At 44.8% G+C, this 20,528-nt stretch carries 13 protein-coding genes; 5 read left to right on the top strand and 8 right to left on the bottom strand.

Annotated features, from left to right (window positions below):
• Positions 1–236 precede the first annotated feature (236 nt).
• The gene (locus RIG27_RS02645; protein WP_446342160.1) at positions 237–5,894 is read right to left on the bottom strand and encodes a CHAT domain-containing protein; all 5,658 of its coding nucleotides are present in this window, start codon (positions 5,892–5,894) and stop codon (positions 237–239) included.
• Between the two features lie 260 nt (positions 5,895–6,154).
• A complete protein-coding gene (locus RIG27_RS02640; RefSeq protein ID WP_446342158.1) occupies positions 6,155–6,490 on the bottom strand; it encodes a hypothetical protein in 336 nt (111 codons plus the stop codon).
• Positions 6,491–6,539: 49 nt separating this feature from the next.
• Here RIG27_RS02640 and RIG27_RS02635 point away from each other — a divergent pair, with 49 nt between their 5' ends.
• Both RIG27_RS02635 and RIG27_RS02630 read left to right on the top strand, forming a co-directional pair.
• Positions 6,540–8,756, top strand: coding sequence for a hypothetical protein (locus RIG27_RS02635; protein ID WP_446342156.1), 2,217 nt, complete (start codon positions 6,540–6,542; stop codon positions 8,754–8,756).
• 85 nt (positions 8,757–8,841) lie between these two features.
• A complete protein-coding gene (locus tag RIG27_RS02630; protein WP_446342154.1) occupies positions 8,842–9,015 on the top strand; it encodes a hypothetical protein in 174 nt (57 codons plus the stop codon).
• Between the two features lie 311 nt (positions 9,016–9,326).
• On the opposite strand, the gene dndD is transcribed toward RIG27_RS02630, so the two are convergent.
• The 3 genes from dndD to dndC all read right to left on the bottom strand — a co-directional run bounded on the left by dndD (position 9,327) and on the right by dndC (position 13,554).
• Positions 9,327–11,312, bottom strand: a complete 1,986-nt coding sequence (dndD, locus tag RIG27_RS02625; protein ID WP_446342152.1) for a DNA sulfur modification protein DndD — start codon at positions 11,310–11,312, stop codon at positions 9,327–9,329.
• A gap of 89 nt (positions 11,313–11,401) precedes the next feature.
• On the bottom strand, positions 11,402–11,911 hold the full coding sequence (locus RIG27_RS02620; protein WP_446342150.1) for a restriction endonuclease subunit R: 510 nt from the start codon (positions 11,909–11,911) through the stop codon (positions 11,402–11,404).
• 23 nt (positions 11,912–11,934) lie between these two features.
• A complete protein-coding gene (gene dndC / locus RIG27_RS02615) occupies positions 11,935–13,554 on the bottom strand; it encodes a DNA phosphorothioation system sulfurtransferase DndC (protein ID WP_446342148.1) in 1,620 nt (539 codons plus the stop codon).
• 89 nt (positions 13,555–13,643) lie between these two features.
• Here dndC and RIG27_RS02610 point away from each other — a divergent pair, with 89 nt between their 5' ends.
• Positions 13,644–14,819, top strand: a complete 1,176-nt coding sequence (locus tag RIG27_RS02610) for a DNA sulfur modification protein DndB (protein WP_446342146.1) — start codon at positions 13,644–13,646, stop codon at positions 14,817–14,819.
• A 10-nt stretch (positions 14,820–14,829) separates the two neighbouring features.
• On the opposite strand, the gene RIG27_RS02605 is transcribed toward RIG27_RS02610, so the two are convergent.
• The 3 genes from RIG27_RS02605 to RIG27_RS02595 all read right to left on the bottom strand — a co-directional run bounded on the left by RIG27_RS02605 (position 14,830) and on the right by RIG27_RS02595 (position 16,189).
• Positions 14,830–15,084, bottom strand: a complete 255-nt coding sequence (locus RIG27_RS02605) for a DNA sulfur modification protein DndB (RefSeq protein WP_446342144.1) — start codon at positions 15,082–15,084, stop codon at positions 14,830–14,832.
• Positions 15,077–15,919 (bottom strand): DNA sulfur modification protein DndB, encoded by an 843-nt coding sequence (gene dndB / locus RIG27_RS02600; RefSeq protein WP_446342142.1) that lies wholly within the window; start codon positions 15,917–15,919, stop codon positions 15,077–15,079. The genes RIG27_RS02605 and dndB overlap by 8 nt, the downstream gene beginning before the upstream one ends.
• Positions 15,920–15,997: 78 nt before the next feature.
• Entirely contained in the window at positions 15,998–16,189 is a 192-nt protein-coding gene (locus RIG27_RS02595; RefSeq protein WP_446342140.1) for a hypothetical protein, read from the bottom strand.
• 316 nt (positions 16,190–16,505) lie between these two features.
• On the opposite strand from RIG27_RS02595, the gene RIG27_RS02590 reads away from it, so the two are divergent.
• Together RIG27_RS02590 and RIG27_RS02585 are read left to right on the top strand one after the other, a co-directional pair.
• On the top strand, positions 16,506–18,104 hold the full coding sequence (locus tag RIG27_RS02590; protein ID WP_446342138.1) for a DGQHR domain-containing protein: 1,599 nt from the start codon (positions 16,506–16,508) through the stop codon (positions 18,102–18,104).
• Positions 18,105–18,359: 255 nt separating this feature from the next.
• Complete coding sequence (locus tag RIG27_RS02585; protein ID WP_446342136.1) at positions 18,360–20,192, top strand: DUF7453 family protein; 1,833 nt, start codon at positions 18,360–18,362, stop codon at positions 20,190–20,192.
• The last annotated feature ends 336 nt before the right edge of the window (positions 20,193–20,528 follow it).

Genomic DNA, 20,528 nt, shown 5'->3' with positions numbered 1-20,528 from the left:
GCAAGTTTTTCAGTAAGCCCTCAGGAATAAGTATACCCTCGAAGATCGTGAAAAGTCAATTGTAGGGGCGGAAGTATACCCTCGAAGATCGTGAAAAGTCAATTGTAGGGGCGGGTTTAGCCGTTTCATATTGATACCTACCGATAACCTCTCAACAAAACCCGCCCTCCGTCATCGATAATATCATTTCCTTTCACTTTGCAACCTTCCATCTGCCCTCTGCCTTATCCCAATTTTTACCATGGACTCCCCACCAAAGTAAATGCACTCCAATAATAAGGATGGGTCAATTCTATATCCGGTAAATCCGCTAACTGGGGTGGTAAAGGAATAGTCTGATTCGGAGTCACTAATTGACCCTTTTCTATTCGCACCTCACCCCGAATCATCGCTAACTGTGCCTGTCGCAATGCTTCAGCTTTAATCGGAACTTGCTTTAACTGAGAATAAAATGTGGTCATTAACCCCAATGTCCCTTCATCACTGACATACCAGAGACTTCCTAATGCCGATTTTACCCCCGCTTGTACCGCTAACCCAGTAAATCCTAACTCCGCTTCTTCATTACCTAACGCCGTGCGACAGGCGCTTAATACCATCAGTTCCACAGGAGGGTTATGTAATTCCAGTTCTCGGATTTGGTCAAGGGCTAGTTTAGTCTGCCAAAACTGGATATAAGAATTTTCCGGTTTACCCGATTTAAACTCACCATGAGTGGCTAAGTGAAGAATGCCAAAGGGAGTTTCATTCCGAACGCTTTTCAGCTTTTCGGGGGTAAACGTAGAATTAATAAACGATTGTCCCTGCCAAAGTTTATCGGTAATTGTCGATAATTCCACCGGGACAGCCGGTAATGGACTTTGATCCGTAAATTCCGCCGCCCCCATCGCCAACACGCCCAGATTCCTCACATCCACATAGCGAGTATCCGTTAAGGAGATACTTGGCATTAAATTAATATTGTATTTCTCCAATATAAACTCATTGCCATCATGTAAAACTGCCATAGGGAGTGAACGCAAACCACTATCCACGAGAAATGCAATGGTATTAATCTCCTGGGTTTCTAACTCTGATTCAACAGGTGCAACTAACCATTGATAGAGTTGTTGGGCTACAGGTAAGTAAGAGCGAGGAATACGAATATCGGTTACAGCGCGACGCAACTCTTGAGTTGTCTTGAGAACTTTTTCTCGTGTCGCACCAGGTACAGAACGTCGTATCGGTGTGCCTTCAGGGGTAACGATAATCAGTTCTAATTGATCCTGACTTCTGTCACGTTCAGTCTCAGCCTCTCCCGGTTTTTGGTTCTTATTATCTGTTCCTGTACTTGGCGTGAGTGAGGGGGCGTTACTGGGAACAAATACAGCGTACAATAGTGCAGGTTTAGTTCCCGTTGCTTGTTCAATTCGCTGGAGAATGCCCTGAGATTGAGCTTGGGTGATAATTGGAGTCTCTAAAAGCCCAAAATAGTCTTCATACTGACGGGTAAAATAGTCTTCTACTTCTGCCACGATATCCCATTCTAAGTCAGGAATTTGGGCTTGCAGGATTGGCGGTGGGTCTTCAGGCAATTTTAGTAGATTGACGGGATTGATGTCAGGATTAGGGGGTTGATCATCTGGGAATGGGTTATCTGGAAAGGGGTTATCTGGGGGCGGGTTATCTGGACGGTCAACACTAATAATTTGCAGATTCCCTTCGGTATGGGTAAAGAGAAAGGACTCTTCTGGATTAATCGTAAATTCACCACTGGAAATTGCCCCGACTGTTCCATTTGTGGTTGCATCTCCGACAATAAAGGGCATTTCTCCATTCCCACCATGGCGAATTGTAATTGCACCGCCACCATTATCCCCCGCCGTAGAAAGACTGGTTTGAATGTTGTTGCGATTGGTGAAGCGATTGGTAGCGCGGAAAAATTGCCCTGTGGTAATCTCTACAGTACCGCCAATGCCACTATTACCGCCTTCAGCATTCAGGTGTCCAATTTGAATATCCCCACTGGGGTCAAGTGTGACATCACCCCCATCATTAATACTGCCACTGCTGTTAATATTTTCTGTGGTAATCGCGGTGATTGCATTTAAGAAAATCTCACCACCACTGAGTCCAGAACTATTCAAATCACGGGTAGAAATTGCCCCGGTAGTCGCAATTAGGTTAATCCTTCCTCCGGTATCATTCGGGTTACTCGAATCCAAGTTAATTGTGGGCAGATTAATCTCAGTCGCTTCGATTATAATATCGCCGCCACGAGTTTGAATTGACCCAGAACCCAAAGCGGTGATGATTCCCGGACTATTTAAGGTAACATTACCTCCAGTTGTGGATAGGGTGGGATTGGAGAGGGAAACATTCCCACTCATCAGCAGGTTAATCTCACCTCCGCCAAGACTGGTAATCTCTGTTTGACCACCGGGATTGATAATATCGCCTGTACGAATGTCTTGGTTTGCTTGTAAGGTAATTGAGGTATTATCGGGTGTGGCAAGACTAAATCCTTGCGTGTCAATTGAACCTGAACCTGTGGGAGATTGTAATGTGAGTGGGGTATTAAACTGAATATCATCGGCTAAGGTAATCGCACCACTACTATTAGTGCGTCCAATCGTAATAGAGGTAAATCCAGGTTGCAATCCTGCCAACTCGGTTGCGGTTAAATCCAAAATACCGGGATTTCCACTATCAATACCTCCCAGTTGAATGTCTTGGCTGGGAGTGAAGGGTTGCATGATTAAGTTCCCTGTACCGGACACTGTTCCTGCAATATCAATTTCATCGCCAGTCAAAGTAAGATTGCCTGCCTTGCCCTCTACGTTACCACTCAAACTGCCATCATTGTTGAAGACAAAGGAATCGTCTAAGTTACCACCAATTAAGTTAGAAAAGTCGGTAAAATCGATATCATTGACGGTTCCTTGATTCGTATCCGTAATCGTCCAAGTGTTGGCGGTATTTGTGGCGATTAAGCTGCTATCGATGTTGCCATTTCCTGTAACTCCTTCCACATCTTCTGCCCCAAGTGCCGCTAAATCTACGGTTAAGGGAGTGGTTACGGCGGAGTAGTCTAGGGTATCTGTCCCGGCGTTTCCGGTAATCGTACCACTGATACTGGCATCGTCACTAAACACAAAGGTATCATCGGCACTGCCGCCAGTAAGATTACCGATATTTTCAAAGGTTAAGCTATTGATATTGCCTTGGTCAATACCTGTTATTTCCCAAGTTGTGTTTTGGTTAGCACCGACTAAGGTTGACCCGCCGATAATATTAATCGGATAGGATGTTGAATTACTATTTAAGGTAATTGTGCCTGTACTATTAGAATTGCCAAAATCAATCGTTGTGAACGTATCGGAGAGGGTTTGCAGTTCGTTACTGTTGAGAAAAACTGTAATTGGATCTCCCGTTCCGCCAATTTCTAACTCTAGGTTGGGGGTTAATGGCTTTAAATTGAGGTTCCCCGTACCTGTGATCGAATTGCCCGTGTCTAGATGAAGTTTATCGGCAGTTAAAGAAATAGTTCCACTATCAGATTCGATTGTCCCTTGCACCAAGATACCTGCATCATTGGTGCTAGTTCCTTGTAAAGTAATCGTACCATCTTGGGATGCGATCGCGTCTTCAATTGTGATCCCTTGTTGATTTGTACTCATCCCTTCTATGGTAATCGTGCCACCCTGGGATTCAATCTTACTGGCAACATTCACTCCGATATCAGCTATACTTGTTCCATTCAGATTAATCGTGCCACCTTCTGAAAGAATTGGACTCTGAATCCTCAAACCGTTAAACCCTTCACTAACACCTGTCACCCTAATATCTCCACCGCCAGAGTTGAGCATACCGTCAAATTCAACCCCTTCTGATTGATCACCTGTACCAATCAGGGTAATATTACCACCCTGAGAATCAATCTGCCCATTCCCCTCTATATTAATTCCCTCAAAATCTTTTTGATTAATATTTTGAATCGGATTACGACCTGTACCCTGAATGATAATTCCACCACCTTCAGATTGTATAGGTGCTTTAATTTCTACACCTCCACCATTAGTGCTTATCCCATTAAGATTAATAGCTCCACTACCGGAATTTAGTTCAGCCTTGATACTTATAGCGTTGATATTGTTAATATCATTATTATTCGCATTAATATTAATTTCTCCACCCGCTGTGTTAATCAGCGCATTGACTTCTACACTGCCAGAACCATTATTGTCACTATCAGCATTTAACACTAAATTAAGGCTATCTAAGGAAAAATTATTTTCGTCAATAACTGGGTTGTTTTGTGTAATAAAAATATTTTGATGTGCATTAAAAGTCAATGTCTTTCCTGTCCCTATTCCATCAAAGTTCAATGAAGCATTTAGGCGAATATCTCCTGTTTCAGAATTCCCCCCCCCCACTTGGGTTGATATCGTAACATTACCTGACTTGAGAGCCTCCACAATCAGGTCAACGCCAAGTTGAGCATTATCGTCTAAAGTATTAAAGGGAGTTGTATTGTTGATATTGTTATTTGTCTGACCAGTAACAATTTCTATATTATTTGGATCAATTAGCCAAGTTCCGCCCAAACCGGCATCAGCCGAGATATCGGGAAATGTCGTAATGTCGAGAACTCCCTGACTACTTGTTTCCACAAACCCACCATCACCGGAATCTTCGCCACCACGGGCGCTAATACTACCGTAAGCGCGAGTGATTTGATCTGCCCAAACAATAACCCGTCCCCCATTCCCATCAGTTAAAGCATCTGCATTAATGGTTGAATCTGCGCTAACAAACGTGATATCAGCATTGGGAATTGTGCCTTCACCTTGATAATCCCCACCAATTCTCACTGTACCGCCACCATTGATACCAGATGCGTCAAGATTGGCAGAAAGTAAGCCTACCTTTTTGCCAATAACATTGATTTCATTGCCAATTGAGGGTGAGGAGGAGGGCGCAACGGTTTCGTCAATAGTGGAAACATCGATTGTGCCAGAAATAATTGCGACTCCTGTTTCCTTTGGTAGGGTTATCAGAGAGTCAGCTAGTTGTACCTCTCCCGATGGCGTAACATCAACCCCCGTCTCGACTTTTTCTGCTGAACCTGTTAATAACTCTGCGACATCTAATGGACTAATTGGCAATAATATCCCGTCTTGATTCCGAGGCGCAGCAATCTCTAATGACAGTAACTGTCCCGACTGAGAAACCCTCACCCGATTTGACCCTTCAACCGCCGCAATCGTAATCTGTCCCCCAGGTGCAGTCAGTTCCCCGGTGTTAATCACGGTTCCCCCTAATAGGGTTAAACTCTGTCCTGGAGAAACGGCTAAATTTCCTGCATTGACAATTGTTCCCGATTGGGATAAGTCAAAGGCAAATTGATTGGGATTTCCGACTAACTGCTGATAATTATTGTCTCCAAATGCATTGAACCAAAGATTATCGTTAAAGCTAATCCCTGTGGCGGTTGTGGCGGTAAAATCAGCGGGAACATTTAATTGAGCATTGGTGCCAAACACAATTCCCGCTGGATTCATCAAATATAAATTTGGTGTTCCCCCCGTCACCTGAATCAACCCATTAATCAATGAGGGATTTTCGCCAACCACTCGCCCCAAAATATTCCTCAGATGCGGATTCGCCAAAAAATTAGCAATTTGTCCTGCATCTAAGCCAAATTCCTGAAAACTGTGGAAGAGATTCGCCTCATCTGCATCCAGACTCCCCCCGGAAATATCAAACTGATTGCCATTCGGTGTGACAATTGTCCCCGTACCGTCAGAGGCGGCGGTAATTGGTTCAGCGTTCGTAGTCGGCGCTGTCTTCGCCACCAAAATTAAACCCACAACTAGAAACAACCAGCTAAAGCACCATTGAGCAGATTTCATGGGAGTAAGAGTTAAGGAAGGATCTATCTCAATTTTTTCGCTTGTGCAAGTATTTTTTTCCTGGAAGTTATAAAATTATAGAAAACGATAGATAATTTAGACTTAGTTAATTTTAATTTACGTCTAAACGTTCCTTGGATAAGAGTGGTATCAGTTATGAATAGCAGAACTATTGGCGGGCATAAGTAATATCACTGACGTGCTATAGTGTCAAGTAAAATTTAAGGAGAGGGCGACCCAACCATCTGTAGGGGTGGGTTTTACCGAATCTGTGTCAACTTAAGGTGAAACTTTTTTTCCTGTAAGACTTTGAATTTCGTCGCCTTAATCTTAACCCCCCTTAATCCCCCGTGCCAAAAAAGCGAATGCGGAAGCTTTTTTTGCACAGGAGAAACTCGTTTGTGTAGCCTCAGTTTGAGCAGAGGGCGACCCGATCCAATTGAGTGGACGAGAGTTGTTAATTTATGCAAGCGGGTCGCCCCTACAGACGCATTACCAATGACCAATGACCAATGACAAATGACCAATGACGAATGACCAATGACAAATGACAAATGACCAATGACCAATGACGAATGACCAATGACCAATGACAAATGACCAATGACAAATGACCAATGACCAATGACAAATGACGAATGACCAATGACAAATGACAAAATCCTCTATTTTATAGCTGCGTCATTTCTCTTCTGGCTAGGAGGTTCTCATCCTTCCCCAGCAGAAATGATTGATCCAGCTATGTTATCCGGGGATATCCGTTTAAACCTAAAACGTGGGGTATGGAAAACCTGGGAAGGGGAACCCGTTTATCAGGATATTACCCTCGATTTAGTCTGTGATGCGAATAAGTGCGATCGCGAAGTGTGGGGATTTGCGCCAAAGTTCAATCAGGCGGATCATCAGGGAGTTCTCCAGAGGAGTCAACGGGGACGATTATGGAATCTGGATGTGCAGATGCAAATTAGTCCTGATCCTTGGCAATCCCTGGAAGGACAAGCAGAGTATGATATCCAAGTGCGGTTGCATGATCATAATCAACTAATTGGCACCTATTCTGGAACAGTAAATGACCAACCTGTCAAGGGAGAAGTCCAGGGAATTATTCGTCCCCATTGGTCAAAACCTGTGGCAAATCATCGTCCTCTGCGCCCCCAAGAACATCCTCGGTTAATTTTTCGCCAAGATCAACTTCCCCAATTGCGTCAACAGGCTAAAACGCCTAGGGGTGAGGCGATTCTGGCACAGTTGCAACGGAGTCTTGATCAACCTATCTATTATGATGGCTATGTGCCAACCGGGGGCTATCACGCGGCTGGTTACTGCTTCCTCTCCCTAATCCAGCAGGATCAAGCTGCAGCTGCAACCGCTTGGCAGATTACGGTTAATTCCATGAACCAACCTGGACCCCGTTTACTGGAACATTCTACAGTAGTCGCAGGCGTGGCGTTGGCGTATGATTTGTGTCACTCGGCTTGGGATGAGGAACAGGTACAACAGGTAGCCGATTGGTTAGCGACTCAAACCGCCCTGCTGGTGAAGGGAACGGCGGATGATGGCTGGAATCCTAACCCAGCAAGTAACTGGAATGCGAGGGCGCGAGGGGCGGCGGGGTTAGCGGCGTTGGCGCTACTGGAGGAGGGGGATGTAGAGACGTGGCGTTGGCTGAAAGTGGCGGAACGGAATATTAAACGCTATCTTACCATTGGCATTGGCGATCGCGGTTTTGGGTCTGAGGGGGATCATTATAGTACCGAACCTTGGTTTCTCACAGTAATGCCCTTTTTACAAGCCTATCAGACGGTGTTAGGGGAAGATTTGGTCACGCGATCGCACGCGGCTTGGTTTTTACCTCAGTATGTAACCCGAATGGTGGGTGAAGATGGGGAAGTGGCGATTCCCAGCTATGGGCGTCATCGCTTAAGCCCCACGGGTTCTATCTTTGCGGTGGGATTGGGGATAGTCCCGGAACGGCTGCTACCGGGGGTAATGTGGTTTTTTAACCGCCATTGGGGGAGGAATGGAGATAACAGTTTTGGCATTGACTTACCCCATGAAGCCGCGTATATTTTCGCCGGATATCCCCAAGACGTAACCCCCCAGAACCCTGCCAAGGTATGGGGGCGGGTATTGGTAGATGCCCAAAAAGGCTTCTTTACGTTCCGCAATCAATGGCGAGATGAAAATGATTTTGTTACCAGTATTTTTGTCAAGCGAGAGAAACCTAGAGGCGGACATTGGTCATTTCCCGATGCGGGAAGTTTCCGAATTTGGGGCTTAGGAGGGCGCTGGGCGACGGCGGGAATGGCATCTGATGGGAAACAGAGGGATGAAAATGTGATGTTGCTGCAGGAATTACAGGCAGGGAAGACGGCGAAACTGACGGGATTTCATGCAAGTGCCGATGGGTCGGGTATGGTTAGTTTACAACACAATAACTGGTTGCGATCGCTCGCAGTAGATTATAGTGGTGCATCCGGTGTACCGGGGTTGTTTGTCCTCGTGGATCAGGTGGTTGACGCCGCAGAACCCGATCAAACCTGGATCATGCATACCCAGGAAAACGTAACGATTCAGGGTCAACAGTTTACCCTGAAGTCAGAATCCGGGGCGACGATGCAAGGAACCTTTATTACACCCTCTGACGTGAACCTGGAATTTATCCCCAGTGAGACAGGGGGAAAGATTCAAGCCACAGGGCGCGATCGCTTTATTGTTGTCATGACGGTTCAATCCGTTACAGCGCCTGAGGTTGAGGTTTTAAGAACTGGATTAAATCCCCAAATTCAGGTGGAAAACCAGACTATTGAAATAATAGAGGATAAAATCGAATTGAAATCGCTAAAAGAGGGTGCTACCTAGCTGATTTTTTATCCGGATAGAGTTTATTCTATCTTGAATAAATTCAGCAGACTTGTTCCAGGAGTGTCTTTTAGGATTTACTGTTATGATGTCTGGCTTTTTAATGATTGCAATGTATGCACTGTTTTGGATGTGGTTCTTTGGTGGCTTTGCGCCAACGAAAAAACCTCCAGCGAAAAAGAAATCCCCAGAACAAGATTTGGCAGAAGCGCTGGGTAAATATTTGGCAACATTGAAAAAACCCGAAGATGCCAAATAAGGGCGGGTGTAGGGTAAGCTGTTTGGCATTTAAACCTTAATGTCAATAATGACGAAATCCTTGGTGTGCGTTAAGCGAAGCCATGCCGCAGGCTTTACATCTTGCTCGCTACTAATACCCAACCCAATTTAAATGCATGACAGCTTATAGGGTGTAGGGGCGCAAGGCTTGCGCCCAGAAAGGTTGGTGCTGGGGTACTTTTTCCTCCTACCCCTTCTGCCTTCTAGTTAATCCAGCCAAGAAAAGGCGTTGGCGGAGCCTGTTCGACAGAACGTATCGCGAAACCACCCCAACCCATTCTCCCCCAATTCTTACCAAAAATAACCGGGTTCGACAACGGTTTGCCGTTCTTTGGGGTCATAATTCAGGCAATACTCTTGGGCAATAGCGTCTAATTCCCGTAGGCGTTTTACCTCGGTTTCCCTAATTTCCGTATCCGTGGATAACAGGATAACTTGATGAGACGCCGTAGGAAAATACCGTTCCACTAAATTACTCCGGTGAGAGGAATCTAACCGTCCCAATGGTGTATCAATCGCCACCGGAAGATGACGCCCCGAAACACGGGCAAGTCCCCAAAGAAAGGAAATCGCTAACAGTTGTTTTTCCCCCGCCGATAGACGATGTTTGGGAATTGGTTGTCCTTCTGGATCATAGAGAGACAGGCTAAAGCTTTGGGTGTCAATGGCGACACGGTGAACTAAGTCGGATTTATGCAGCAGATAACGAAAGCATTCGGTAACTTCGATTTCCAGTTTATTCAGTTTTTTCAGAGTTAATTTCTCTCGAAAGAGTTCCAATGTGGCTTGAACCTTGGCAATGGAATTAATAATATGCTGATTATTTTTCAGTTTAATCGTTTCATCCGCATAAGTTTCTAACTCCTTTTTCGTTTCCCTAATTTGACGATCTATTTCATCACAGCGGCGAGAAGCATTTTCGTAAGCCGCTTTCACCTTGATCACTTTATTTTGGGCATCAGTAAATGCCTGTTTCAGGGCGTTGTAGGCTTCAGGAGATGCGGCGGTGGCAATTTGTCTTTCTAAAGCATCAATTTCAGTTTCTAGGGTTTGCAGGCGTTCTCGTTGGCTTTGGGCGTTGGTTTGGGCGGTTGAGAGTTCATAATTCAGCAGGGTTTCTAGGCGAGTGATAGCCGGTTCATCTGCTAATAACCACGGTTCCTCTTGGGCGGAAATTTCTTGATCCAGTTCTTGGTTGTCACTCTCTAGAAAGGATTGAATCTGATTTACTCGCTTGGGGGTTAAGGAGATTTTTTTGATATACTGAATTAAACGTGTATCCCGTTCTTTTAATACATCCCGGGTCAATTTAATTTGGTGTTGTTTTTTTTCCTGTTCGGCTTGGGCTTTCGCTTGTTCCAGAAACGGAGAAATTAGAGACAAGGGAAGCACACCCGCCGCCAAGTCTCGCATCTCTTGACGCACCTGATTAGCTTGTTCAATCAGCGTTTTCGATTGGACTTCCAGTTGACTGCGTTCGCTGGCAAGTTTACCGCCTTCGGAGATAAATTTATCCGAGGCTAGCTGTTGTTCTTTTGTGGCATAGTCCAGTTTAGATTTTAGGGCACTTTTGTCTTGTTTAGCTACCTCCAGTTTTTCTTTTTGTTGAATGAGTTTAGCTTCAATATTATCTAAGGTTTGCAGTTCTTTCTGATTGGCAATATCCCGGCGCTTACGACTAGCGAGAATATCTAAATCTGTGGATAGGCGTTCAGCAAGTTCTAACCCAAGCAGGGATTGAATCGCACTTACCACTAGCGGAGGTGGAGTTTCCAATTCAGCCAATTCTTTGACTTGTTCCCCATCAAAGAGAAAGAGATTAGAAATACCCAGAGGGAGAAGATTTTCGATATAGTCATCCCAGGTATTTGCCAGGGCTTTATCGGGCCACTCTTCATCGACTAAAATACCTAGCGTATCTTTCCCATCTTTGAGTTCTTTTGTCCAATAGCGGACAATTCTCAGAGTTCTAGGTTTATCCTCTTCTACGACTTCAAAGGCTAATTCGATACGAGTTTTGTCTGTGGGCGGAGTGTTCCGGTTAACGCATTGAGTGAGAAAGTCATTATAGCTTAAATTTCCCCTAGTGGAACATTGGGCGCGGGAACCGTAAAGGCTGAGGCGAATGGCGTCCATTAGAGTGGTTTTGCCACCCCCATTCATCCCGCCCAAGAGAATAATCGGATGGGTAGAATTGTTGGTTTCGGGACGGAGGTTAATCACCTGTCGCCCTTGATAGGGACCAAAGTTTTGCAGGGCGAGTTCCAGAAATATCATAGTTATTCGTCATTTGTCATTGGTCATTGGTCATTGGTCATTAGTCATACTCGCTTGTCGAGAAGCAACCTACATCATTTTTTATTACCCTAGATTCGCGTGTCTGCTGTGGGATTAGCTAGCATATAGGCTAGGATTTGTGGCATACCTACCTCTAGTGAGAATGCGGCTTGTTTAGATTCAATCACTGCAATCCACACCTGTTCCCCTAAAGCTAAGACATCAATTTCTCCCCTAACTTTAATGTCACCGTCATCAGCCGCAATTTCGACCGATTTTTCGGATTTTATATGGAATGGTGGCAAATAAAATCCCGCCAAATCTAGAAGAGGAGACAGGATGACCATTTTGACAGTGTTTTCTAGCAGAGGTGGATATTTGAGTAAATGAATATAGCTAGCTTTTACTCGGTCAAGGCGTTGCTTGTCTGAGTCGGTAATATCCGGTAAATCATCTTGCCATTCCCGGAAAAACTGATCATCTTCAATGAATGTAAGACCAAATTTAGTTTCCAGGTCATGTAAAGTAATCGTTCTTGCTAGAATTGTTTGCACCATAACCCACAATAGAATGTGAACACCGATTGTAGAGACGTTCATGCAACGCCTCTACAATGTTTTGGCTATCCGTCTGCTTCTTCAGTATCCTCGGAATCGGGTTCAGGGAATTTCAAACTCGCCCAAGATAACTGTTTAGGTTTCTCTTCCTTCGGCTTATCCCAAGCCTGTCTCAATTCATGAACTTCTGATAAATCATGTTTGATATCTTGAACCGTATTTTTCAGATGTCGCTGATAGTAGGCGTTGTCAATCGCGTCTTCTCTAGAACGGGAACTACTATTAAAGCATTTTTCTAGGGCTTCATAGATACCGCGTCGGGATTTAGTATGATATTGGCGTTCGGTGTCGAGGAGTTTTGCCATAAGTTCCAGGTGCATTTCATCCGCATCACAGATTTCTTCTAAGACTGTCCATTCATCACTCCCCAAAAGTTTGCGTTCGGCGCTAGGGCGGGAATCTTGGAATGGTTCGCCTGTGACTTCTTCATAGATGCGAGGTAAACTATCGTCAAATTCATGCTTTTCTTCTAACCAGATACGGCGAATTTCGCTAAGTTCTTCTGGAGTAATTAGAGTGATGTCGCGCATCTCTGGGGGCGCAGTATTCCGGACATGGGTTTGGGCTTCTAATACTCGTCTTAACCAATGTTCCCGCCAGTATTTTGTATAGGGACCATGAATCGGTTTAACGGAGATTTCACCATCAACATTGCGTTCAAAGAGTTCAACTCTACCGTAGATGCGGCGGAAGTCTCTCTTATCGTGATCGTCTTTAATATCCAAATCATTGCGAATATCCAGCAGAGGCTGCATCCACTCTTTCTCCTCATCATTTTGAATCATCGCCTCCATGGACTTATCTTTATTAACCATGGTGCAAACCCAACAGCCAAACCGAGAATCCCCACAACTAGGCGTTGAGGTATCAACAACTAAAGGGCATTCATTATCGGCTGTTGCGCCCTGATACATCGAGAATAAGTCTTTGTTAGTATTACCCCAAGGATTTTGCCACTGCATCAAATAAAGCCAAACTTCATCGTTGCGCCAATCTTCAATCGGAGAGTAAATTAGAGAGTTGGGTAAACTACCATTAGGGCTGAGGCGATCGCGAAGTCTACCCGCTTGATACTTTTCCATTGTGGCAGCACGTTTAGCACTTTCTGCTTTACGAGTACCCAACACCAGAATTGTTTCACCATTCATGCGAACAACTTCACGGATAAAATGGTTAGCCGGATGAATTTTCAGACGTTCGGTGCACCAACGAAATTGGTTGCGTGGTGCTGGATATCCTTTGCCAATTAAATTTACCCAAAATGTTTGTTCAGTTTTCGGATAGAGCAAATGGGGTTCTATCGGCATTTCTTGCTCTTTTGCTGCCTGCTTCATTCTTTCCAAGGATTTACGAACCCAGGTAGAGACAATCGGATTTTCTACCCGTGTGTCTGTTGTGATAACGTAAACCGTTTTTGTCCGTTTTTCCGCTGGCAACGCTGCGATCGCATTCCAGATTAACTGTAATACGGCTGTGCTATCTTTTCCGCCACTCCAGCCAATAACGAAGGGTATTTCATCTTGACAGTATAAATCTTGAATTTCTGCTGTTAGTTTCTGTATATCTTCCACTAACTCAGCCACCGTGCGTGGTGGGAAGAGAGACGTCTGATGGGCTTGTGTCATAGTTCAAAGTGCGTATTTTACCAGTTTCCTTTTCTAGCGAGTCATAATTATAATAGATTCATAATGTTTTACTGATTTTATTGGTTTATATGTCTGATTACAACCTCCCCCAGGAAGAATCCAATCAGCCGTTTGATCAAGTGCTTGAGCCGTACTTTGCCAAGTATCACCGTCAAAAGTGCTATCCTGGGTTGATTTTCCGGCAGGGCAAGCGTCAAATGATCCAGATTAACGTTCCTGCCGATGATTTGCCTACTCTGCTTCAAGCTAAGCCCTCCACCGATAACAATCCTGATTCGGGTAAAAATCGTCCAGAGGTAAAAGGACATACGGATGAAATCAAACACTATATTCTCAATCGTATTGGTAAAAACAAACCCTGGATTGTCGGCACCCTAACTGCCAATGTTGATCCAGAGAAGATTGAGGTAATCGAATTAGGAAGGGGAATTTGTCTAGTCATTATTCCTCGTGGTGTTAAGTTAGATGTTACGGATGGACAGCATCGTAAGCGTGCGATTCACGAACTCATAGAAAGTCCCGATGGCGAGTCAGTGGCTGATAATGATTTTCCCATAACGCTGGTTTTAGAGGGGAATTTTAGCCAGTGTCAAACTGATTTTAGAGATATGGCTCAAACTAAAGCATTGGATAAATCTCTACTTTTGTCCTTTGGTGAATTTGAAGGTACAGTTGGGATTACTAAAAATTTAATTGAGCAAGTTTCCATGTTTGAAGATAAGACAGAACGCATTAAAAATTCTCCATCTACAAAAAAGAAATTGATTTACACAACGAATTATATAGCTAAATTAGTAAGTTGTGCTTTTGTCAATGATCCAAATCATGCTCTAAAAGAACATGACGTTGAACAAGCCTCTGACGCCTTAGCGAGTTATCTAAATCAGTTTTTTTCAGAATGCAGTAAAACGCAATACATTTGTGAAAATAATGTTGATGACTTGACTGTTGAAGACATTGCTACATTCAAAGAAGACTGTATTTTAGGTAGGAGTGTTGGACTAGAAATTCTTGGACGCTTGCTCTACTTAGCATTAAACCGACGTATTTATACATTTGAAACAGAAAAAGTATTACAACTTGCCCAACTGGATTGGTCAACAGCCGGTGAACTTTGGCAGGGAAATATTATCAAAAAAGACCCCAATCCCAAAAATCCATCTAAACCTTACAAAATCTCAGCCAGTGCCAGCCCGATCAGAATAGCGGTTAATGTAGCTAAGGCAAAATTAGCTTGGATATAAATAGTGGCGATCATTTTGTTAACGGTAAACCCAAATACCCTTTCAAATAAGCCACCATCCGCCCTATACTGGTGCGCGATCGCGAAATCTGACCCTTGACCATAATTCGCCCCTCCCAATCGGGATTAGAACGCGACCAGTCAACCCGGCGCAATTCCTGCAACCGTTTCTCCCAACTCTGGGGATAAACCGATAGTAACACTGACCCTACCGCCCCCAATCCCAAAAGTGCGAGTCGCTGACGCGATAGCTTCGCTTCACGCATCACTATGAACATAATCCTGGCGCATCTCCCTGGCGCTTACACTTCGTTGTCTCACCGCCTCCCAATCTGGAACACAATAACTCACAGCTTGCCAATACCGGATTGCCAAATCAATCTGCTGTTCCAATTCAGCCGTTTGCCAATCCGCCAACAGCATAGACGTAGCATTATAGAGGGTATGCAGCGTAAATAGCTTCCCCGATCGCACGGGTAATGTCCGATGTTCCTTATCGATTAGGGTTCGGAACACATTAACATTTCTAATCACCGCTTTGACCACAGTTGCTTGGGGATGGCGATGATCATAGAGAATCGCCAGCGAAGCATCCGGATGAACCCCATAACGGTTGAGATCCAAAAACATCTGCTGGGAATAGCGCAACCCGATATCCAACACTAAAATAACCGCCACTGTTTCATACCCCAGCGCCGGATTTTGCTTCAGCGCCCACTCAAACGCCGCGCAGCGATGTTGTCCATCAGTAATCTGAAACCGCGCATCCATGGGAACTCGTAAGCGCCCCATTTTTCGCCCTTCTTTCTCGATACCAATCGGTTCAAAATTAATATCAGCATCAATCGCGGCGGTAATCGCGGAAACGGTATAATTATCAGGATTATTCAAGATATAGTTAGCAATATCTGGGACTCGTTTAGAATTTAGCGATCGCGCGACTCTCTGATCCGGCGGATTCTCTTCATCCTCCCTCCCAAACAGCTTAGGAATAAATCGTACTGGACACATCGACACATAATATTCCCGTCCCGCTTGAATCCCTCGAATGGCGGGTAAAACATACTCGAAGGAAGGAATTAGTCCTTGGTCATTTGTCATTTGTCATTTGTCATTTGTCCTTTGTCCTTTGTCATAGGTTTAGTAATAAAGTTGGGTTGATTTACATTGATTTACCGATTAGGAATTTTGATTTTGTAACTCATCGTGTTCCAGCCGTGCTAATGTTGTTGCTGCATCCGCTAACATTAAGGCAATATTCACACGCGCAACCTGATTTTTTGCAGCTTTCAACTCACCTGCGAGAAGTTGCACTCGTGTCCGATACGCCTCGATAGAATTCGGATCTAATACTTTTACTGGGTCACTCATTTTAATCACTCCAATTTTGGGTCAGTTATCGGTGACAAGTAAGAGGGGTGTCCGCCGTGATGGTTCCCCTTCTCCCTTGATGGGAGATGGGGTTAGGGGATGAGGGTGAAACAGTTTCCGGAGTGGGGGTACACTTCCCCTATGTTTACCAGTAGGGGTTTTCACCTTAAGTGACACGGATGCAGTTAAACCCACCCCGACAAGCCCTCACAGGTGACATCCCTATTATGGCACAATTTTAGTTTTTAAAAACCCATTTGACATAAAAATATTAAAACAGTTATTTTTAAAAACAGACTCAAATATTATAAAACCGATGAGTAGCCCCGACAAGCCCAAAGCAGACATCGCCAGCCAAATCCTGGAACAAGACAGCCAGGATCGACAGGCGCTAGCCCTGCTATTGGATCGCCATTTAGCCAGAAACGATCGCCTCCTGGTTCAGAAAACCCAGATGGGGAGTACCGAAGCCTTTATCGGGTCTGTCACCCTCGAATGGTTAGATAGCCGCGTCCGTTTCGCCTCCCAACTCCCCCTCTTCCGGCAAAAATTCGACCCCCAAACAGACAACGTCATCCGGGATGAAGAAACCGTCGATGAAATCCTGCAACGACCCCTCGACTGGTCACGTCAAGCCCCCCTGACCCAATACCTCGCCGCCCGCCAAGCCCATAAATTCCCCGCCGTTCTCGTCGTTCACAGCCCCACCTGGGTAGACAATCCCAAAGCCAAGGAATGGGATAAACAAGGACGCGCCCGCCAATCCGCCGCCGATTTCATTCCCCTCGACCAAAGCAAAACCGTGGGACTCTTAGATATCTCCCCTTCCGTGTCCATCTTCGCCCTGGATGGTCAACACCGACTCATGGGTGTTCAGGGACTAATGACTTTACTCAAAACCGGAAGACTGCAACGTTACAACAAAAACAAAAAACCCGTAGGCAGTGTAATTACCATAGACGACCTAATCGACGAATACCAACTTGACCCCGCCAACCTACAACGTCTCGCCCAGGAAAAAATCGGCATTGAATTCATCCCCGCCGTCGCCAAAGGCGAAACCAGAGAAGCCGCAAGGCGGCGCGTCCGGTCTATTTTCGTCCACGTCAACTTAATGGCATTACGCTTAAGTAAAGGACAACTGGCGCTATTAAATGAAAATGACGGCTTTTCCATCGTCGCCCGCAAAATCGCCGTCAACCATCCCTTATTAAAAGAAGTCCCCGGACGCAATCCCCGTGTTAATTGGGATAGCGCCACCGTCGCCGCAAAATCCACCGTATTAACCACCCTCCAGGCATTAAATGAAATGTCTCAACGGTATCTAGACCATCAATTCCCCCACTGGAAACCGCCGGAGAAAAAAGGGTTAATCCCGATGCGTCCCGATGATGAGGAATTAGCAGCCGGAATTGACAGCTTTAATCAATTTTTTGACCACCTAGCCAGCTTACCCAGTTATCAACGGTTAGAACAAGGGGAAGAAACCCCCCAGTTACGCCGCTTCAGCTTTGAGAAAAATGGCGGTGAAGGGAATATTCTCTTCCGTCCCGTTGGACAAATTGCCTTTACCCAAGCCTTAGGAATTGTGGTATTTCAGAAAAAGTTATCGTTAAAAACGGTATTTAAGAAACTCAGTAAATACGACGCCGCAGGGGGATTTAGCCAGATGGAGACGCCTCAATCGCTGTGGTATGGGGTGTTATTTGACCCAAATAAGAAGCGGATCATGGTATCGGGACGAGATTTAGCCGCCCGATTACTGATTTATATTATTGCGGGGACAGAGGATGGCATGGAAAAGGCAGAACTGCGGCGAGAATTAGCCGAAGCCAGAACGATTGAGGGGAAAGCCGTTGGGTTTAATGGTAAGTTTGTCAAGCCCAGAGACGTGGGACTTCCACCTGTGTTGTGAATGCTGATTTAAAGTTCGTAGTAAGCGCTTTAGCGCCCTTGGTACTTTTTCCTTCTACCCCATCTGCCATCTGCCTTGTCCCTACCAAAACGGGGGCAGTTAACCCGGATTTAGTATGACTTGCTCTCCGAACCCCATCTTCACAAAAGCTTCATCCAATTGCCAAGTCTTCATCAAATCTTCACAGCCGTTCACTCTGGGCGAGAGAATAATAAATAGTAAGTCTATTATTTTAACGTTTTTGGTTAGCCAAAGATGAAACACCCAACCATTTATCGCTTATCCATGGCAACAGTTGGTATGACTCTCAGCTTATTAGCGATGGGAGACGCTGACGCCTATACCTTTAGCCGCATCTTCGATGATAGTGGTCCCTATAACTTTGATTCTTATCCGTCTCCGTCTCCCGCCATTAACAATCAGGGGACTGTAGCATTTAAGGCTACATTGGACTTAGACCAATATCCTTTCCCTTCACAGCCTCGCGATTCGCTGTTTCGGGATGTCATCTTTACAGGAGACGGTCAATCACTTAAACGCATCACCCAGGGTATGGGGACTTTTGAGTTCAAGGATATAAACGACAGCAATACTGTAGCTTTCTCGACACAAACAAGTTCTCCTCGTGCCCCTGTATATGTTCTGTCAACTACCAACGGTGGCGTGTTGACTACCATTAGCGTAGATAACAGTACTGTTGGTCTCGGCGCAGACACTTTTGGTGATGTTGCTGTTAATAACGCGGGCAATGTTGTTTTCAGAGATATAAATGTTGTTTTCAGAGATATATTTTTTGACATAGTTACCAGTGATGGTGTAAACCGCACAACCATCGCTGACGACAGTGGTCTCTTTAGAAATTTTGGAGAGGGTCTTGCGATCAATAATCAAGGAACTGTTGCCTTTAAAGCGTTCTTATATGCTGGGGTCAGTGGTATCTTTACCGTTAATGGGGATTTGACTACCCCAATAGCTGACACTCATTTTGATCCATTTAGTAATTTCGGCACTCTTTCACTTAACGATGCGGATACTCTCGCTTTTGCGGCTTCCCTAGATAATGGAACTGAAGGTATTTTCACCAGCAACGGTGGTTCCTTCACCACCATCGCTGATACTAGCGGAGGATTTAGTTCCTTTTCTGGATTAGTGAATGCTGCCACTATCAACAATAATGGCACTGTAGCGTTTGGAGCTCAACTTGACACTGGAGAGTACGGAATTTTTACCGGATCTGACCCAGTTTCTGATAAAGTAATTACCATCGGTGATCCACTTTTTGGCTCTACCGTGACTAGCTTAGGATTCTCCAATCAAGGATTTAACGATGCAGGTCAAGTTGCATTTTTGGCGCAACTGGCTGATGGTTCTAGTGGTATTTTTCTGGCTGATCCAGATCCTAATGCTGTTGTCCTTGATTGGGGAGGAACCCTCACCCAGCCAATTCCGGCAACTCTAAAACCTATCGAAATCGATGATTTTTCCGGACAAGAAACCTTAATTGAGTACGATTCTGGTTGTAGTGATTCTAGTGGCTTTATGCCGCCACCGATTTGTATATCCGAAGGTGTTATTCATATCGGCTTTCTCGACGAGGCTATCTTGAATCCGGATATTCAAACAAATAACATCACCTCACCTGACATCAGATTGAATGGCTTGACTGGTTTCTCCGATGGTAAACTATCACTGATATTCCCAGAACCACAAAATCGCCTAGGATTTGGCTTTGCCCTAAATCCATATCCTGATTTTTGGGCTGGTACAACTACAACATTGGTGAAAAATGCTGTGAGTGTAAAGCTATTTGATGCTAGCGAGAACCTTCTAGGAACACTTTCGGGTGATGCCAAAGTCGATCCATTATTTCTGTTTCCAGATGAATTCTTTGGTATCGAAAGTACTGTGCCTTTTCTACGTGCTGAGATCAACTTTGAGCAAGGTTCAGATGTTGTTTTTGACAATCTGAGGTACGAATTTGTTACTCTTCCTGAACCAGCAACAGTTCCAGAACCAGCTACAGGACTAGGACTACTTGTGATTAGTACCATTGGTGCCGGTTCACTTCTAAGACATAAACAGAAGTAGACTCTAGCCAAGGATAAAATACCTTTAGTAATTTTGTGTAATGTGGAAATTTTGCCCGCTTGTACACCATAGACAGAGTATCGGTTTGCCGGGTGCGATCGCGCGATGAATTGTGATACAAGGCAGATCTATCGTTTCCCTACGGTGTGCGAGACTGTTAAATACCTACATATCCAATGTCAGGTCTGTCGGGGCAAGTCCTTGGACTCCCGTGAATGGGACAACCTATTACTTTTGTTGACCGCTCTGGTATCTCCATCTTCACAAAAGCTTCATCCAATTGCCAAATCTTCATCAAAACTTCACAGCCTTTTAACTCGGCTGGGAGAATAATAA

It is taken from the genome of Coleofasciculus sp. F4-SAH-05 (assembly GCF_040222985.1).
Lineage (GTDB): Bacteria > Cyanobacteriota > Cyanobacteriia > Cyanobacteriales > Coleofasciculaceae > Coleofasciculus > Coleofasciculus chthonoplastes.
Note: the sequence above shows the minus strand (reverse complement) of the source record. Positions and strands in the feature narration are given on the sequence as shown.

Bases quoted from the DNA above. Each gene is read 5' to 3' on its own strand.
- RIG27_RS02645 (WP_446342160.1), bottom strand. From the start codon at position 5,894: ATGAAATCTGCTCAATGGTGCTTTAGCTGGTTGTTTCTAGTTGTGGGT.
- RIG27_RS02635 (WP_446342156.1), top strand. From the start codon at position 6,540: ATGACAAATGACAAAATCCTCTATTTTATAGCTGCGTCATTTCTCTTC.
- RIG27_RS02630 (WP_446342154.1), top strand. From the start codon at position 8,842: ATGATGTCTGGCTTTTTAATGATTGCAATGTATGCACTGTTTTGGATG.
- dndD (WP_446342152.1), bottom strand. From the start codon at position 11,312: ATGATATTTCTGGAACTCGCCCTGCAAAACTTTGGTCCCTATCAAGGG.
- RIG27_RS02620 (WP_446342150.1), bottom strand. From the start codon at position 11,911: ATGAACGTCTCTACAATCGGTGTTCACATTCTATTGTGGGTTATGGTG.
- dndC (WP_446342148.1), bottom strand. From the start codon at position 13,554: ATGACACAAGCCCATCAGACGTCTCTCTTCCCACCACGCACGGTGGCT.
- RIG27_RS02610 (WP_446342146.1), top strand. From the start codon at position 13,644: ATGTCTGATTACAACCTCCCCCAGGAAGAATCCAATCAGCCGTTTGAT.
- RIG27_RS02605 (WP_446342144.1), bottom strand. From the start codon at position 15,084: ATGCGTGAAGCGAAGCTATCGCGTCAGCGACTCGCACTTTTGGGATTG.
- dndB (WP_446342142.1), bottom strand. From the start codon at position 15,919: ATGACAAATGACCAAGGACTAATTCCTTCCTTCGAGTATGTTTTACCC.
- RIG27_RS02595 (WP_446342140.1), bottom strand. From the start codon at position 16,189: ATGAGTGACCCAGTAAAAGTATTAGATCCGAATTCTATCGAGGCGTAT.
- RIG27_RS02590 (WP_446342138.1), top strand. From the start codon at position 16,506: ATGAGTAGCCCCGACAAGCCCAAAGCAGACATCGCCAGCCAAATCCTG.
- RIG27_RS02585 (WP_446342136.1), top strand. From the start codon at position 18,360: ATGAAACACCCAACCATTTATCGCTTATCCATGGCAACAGTTGGTATG.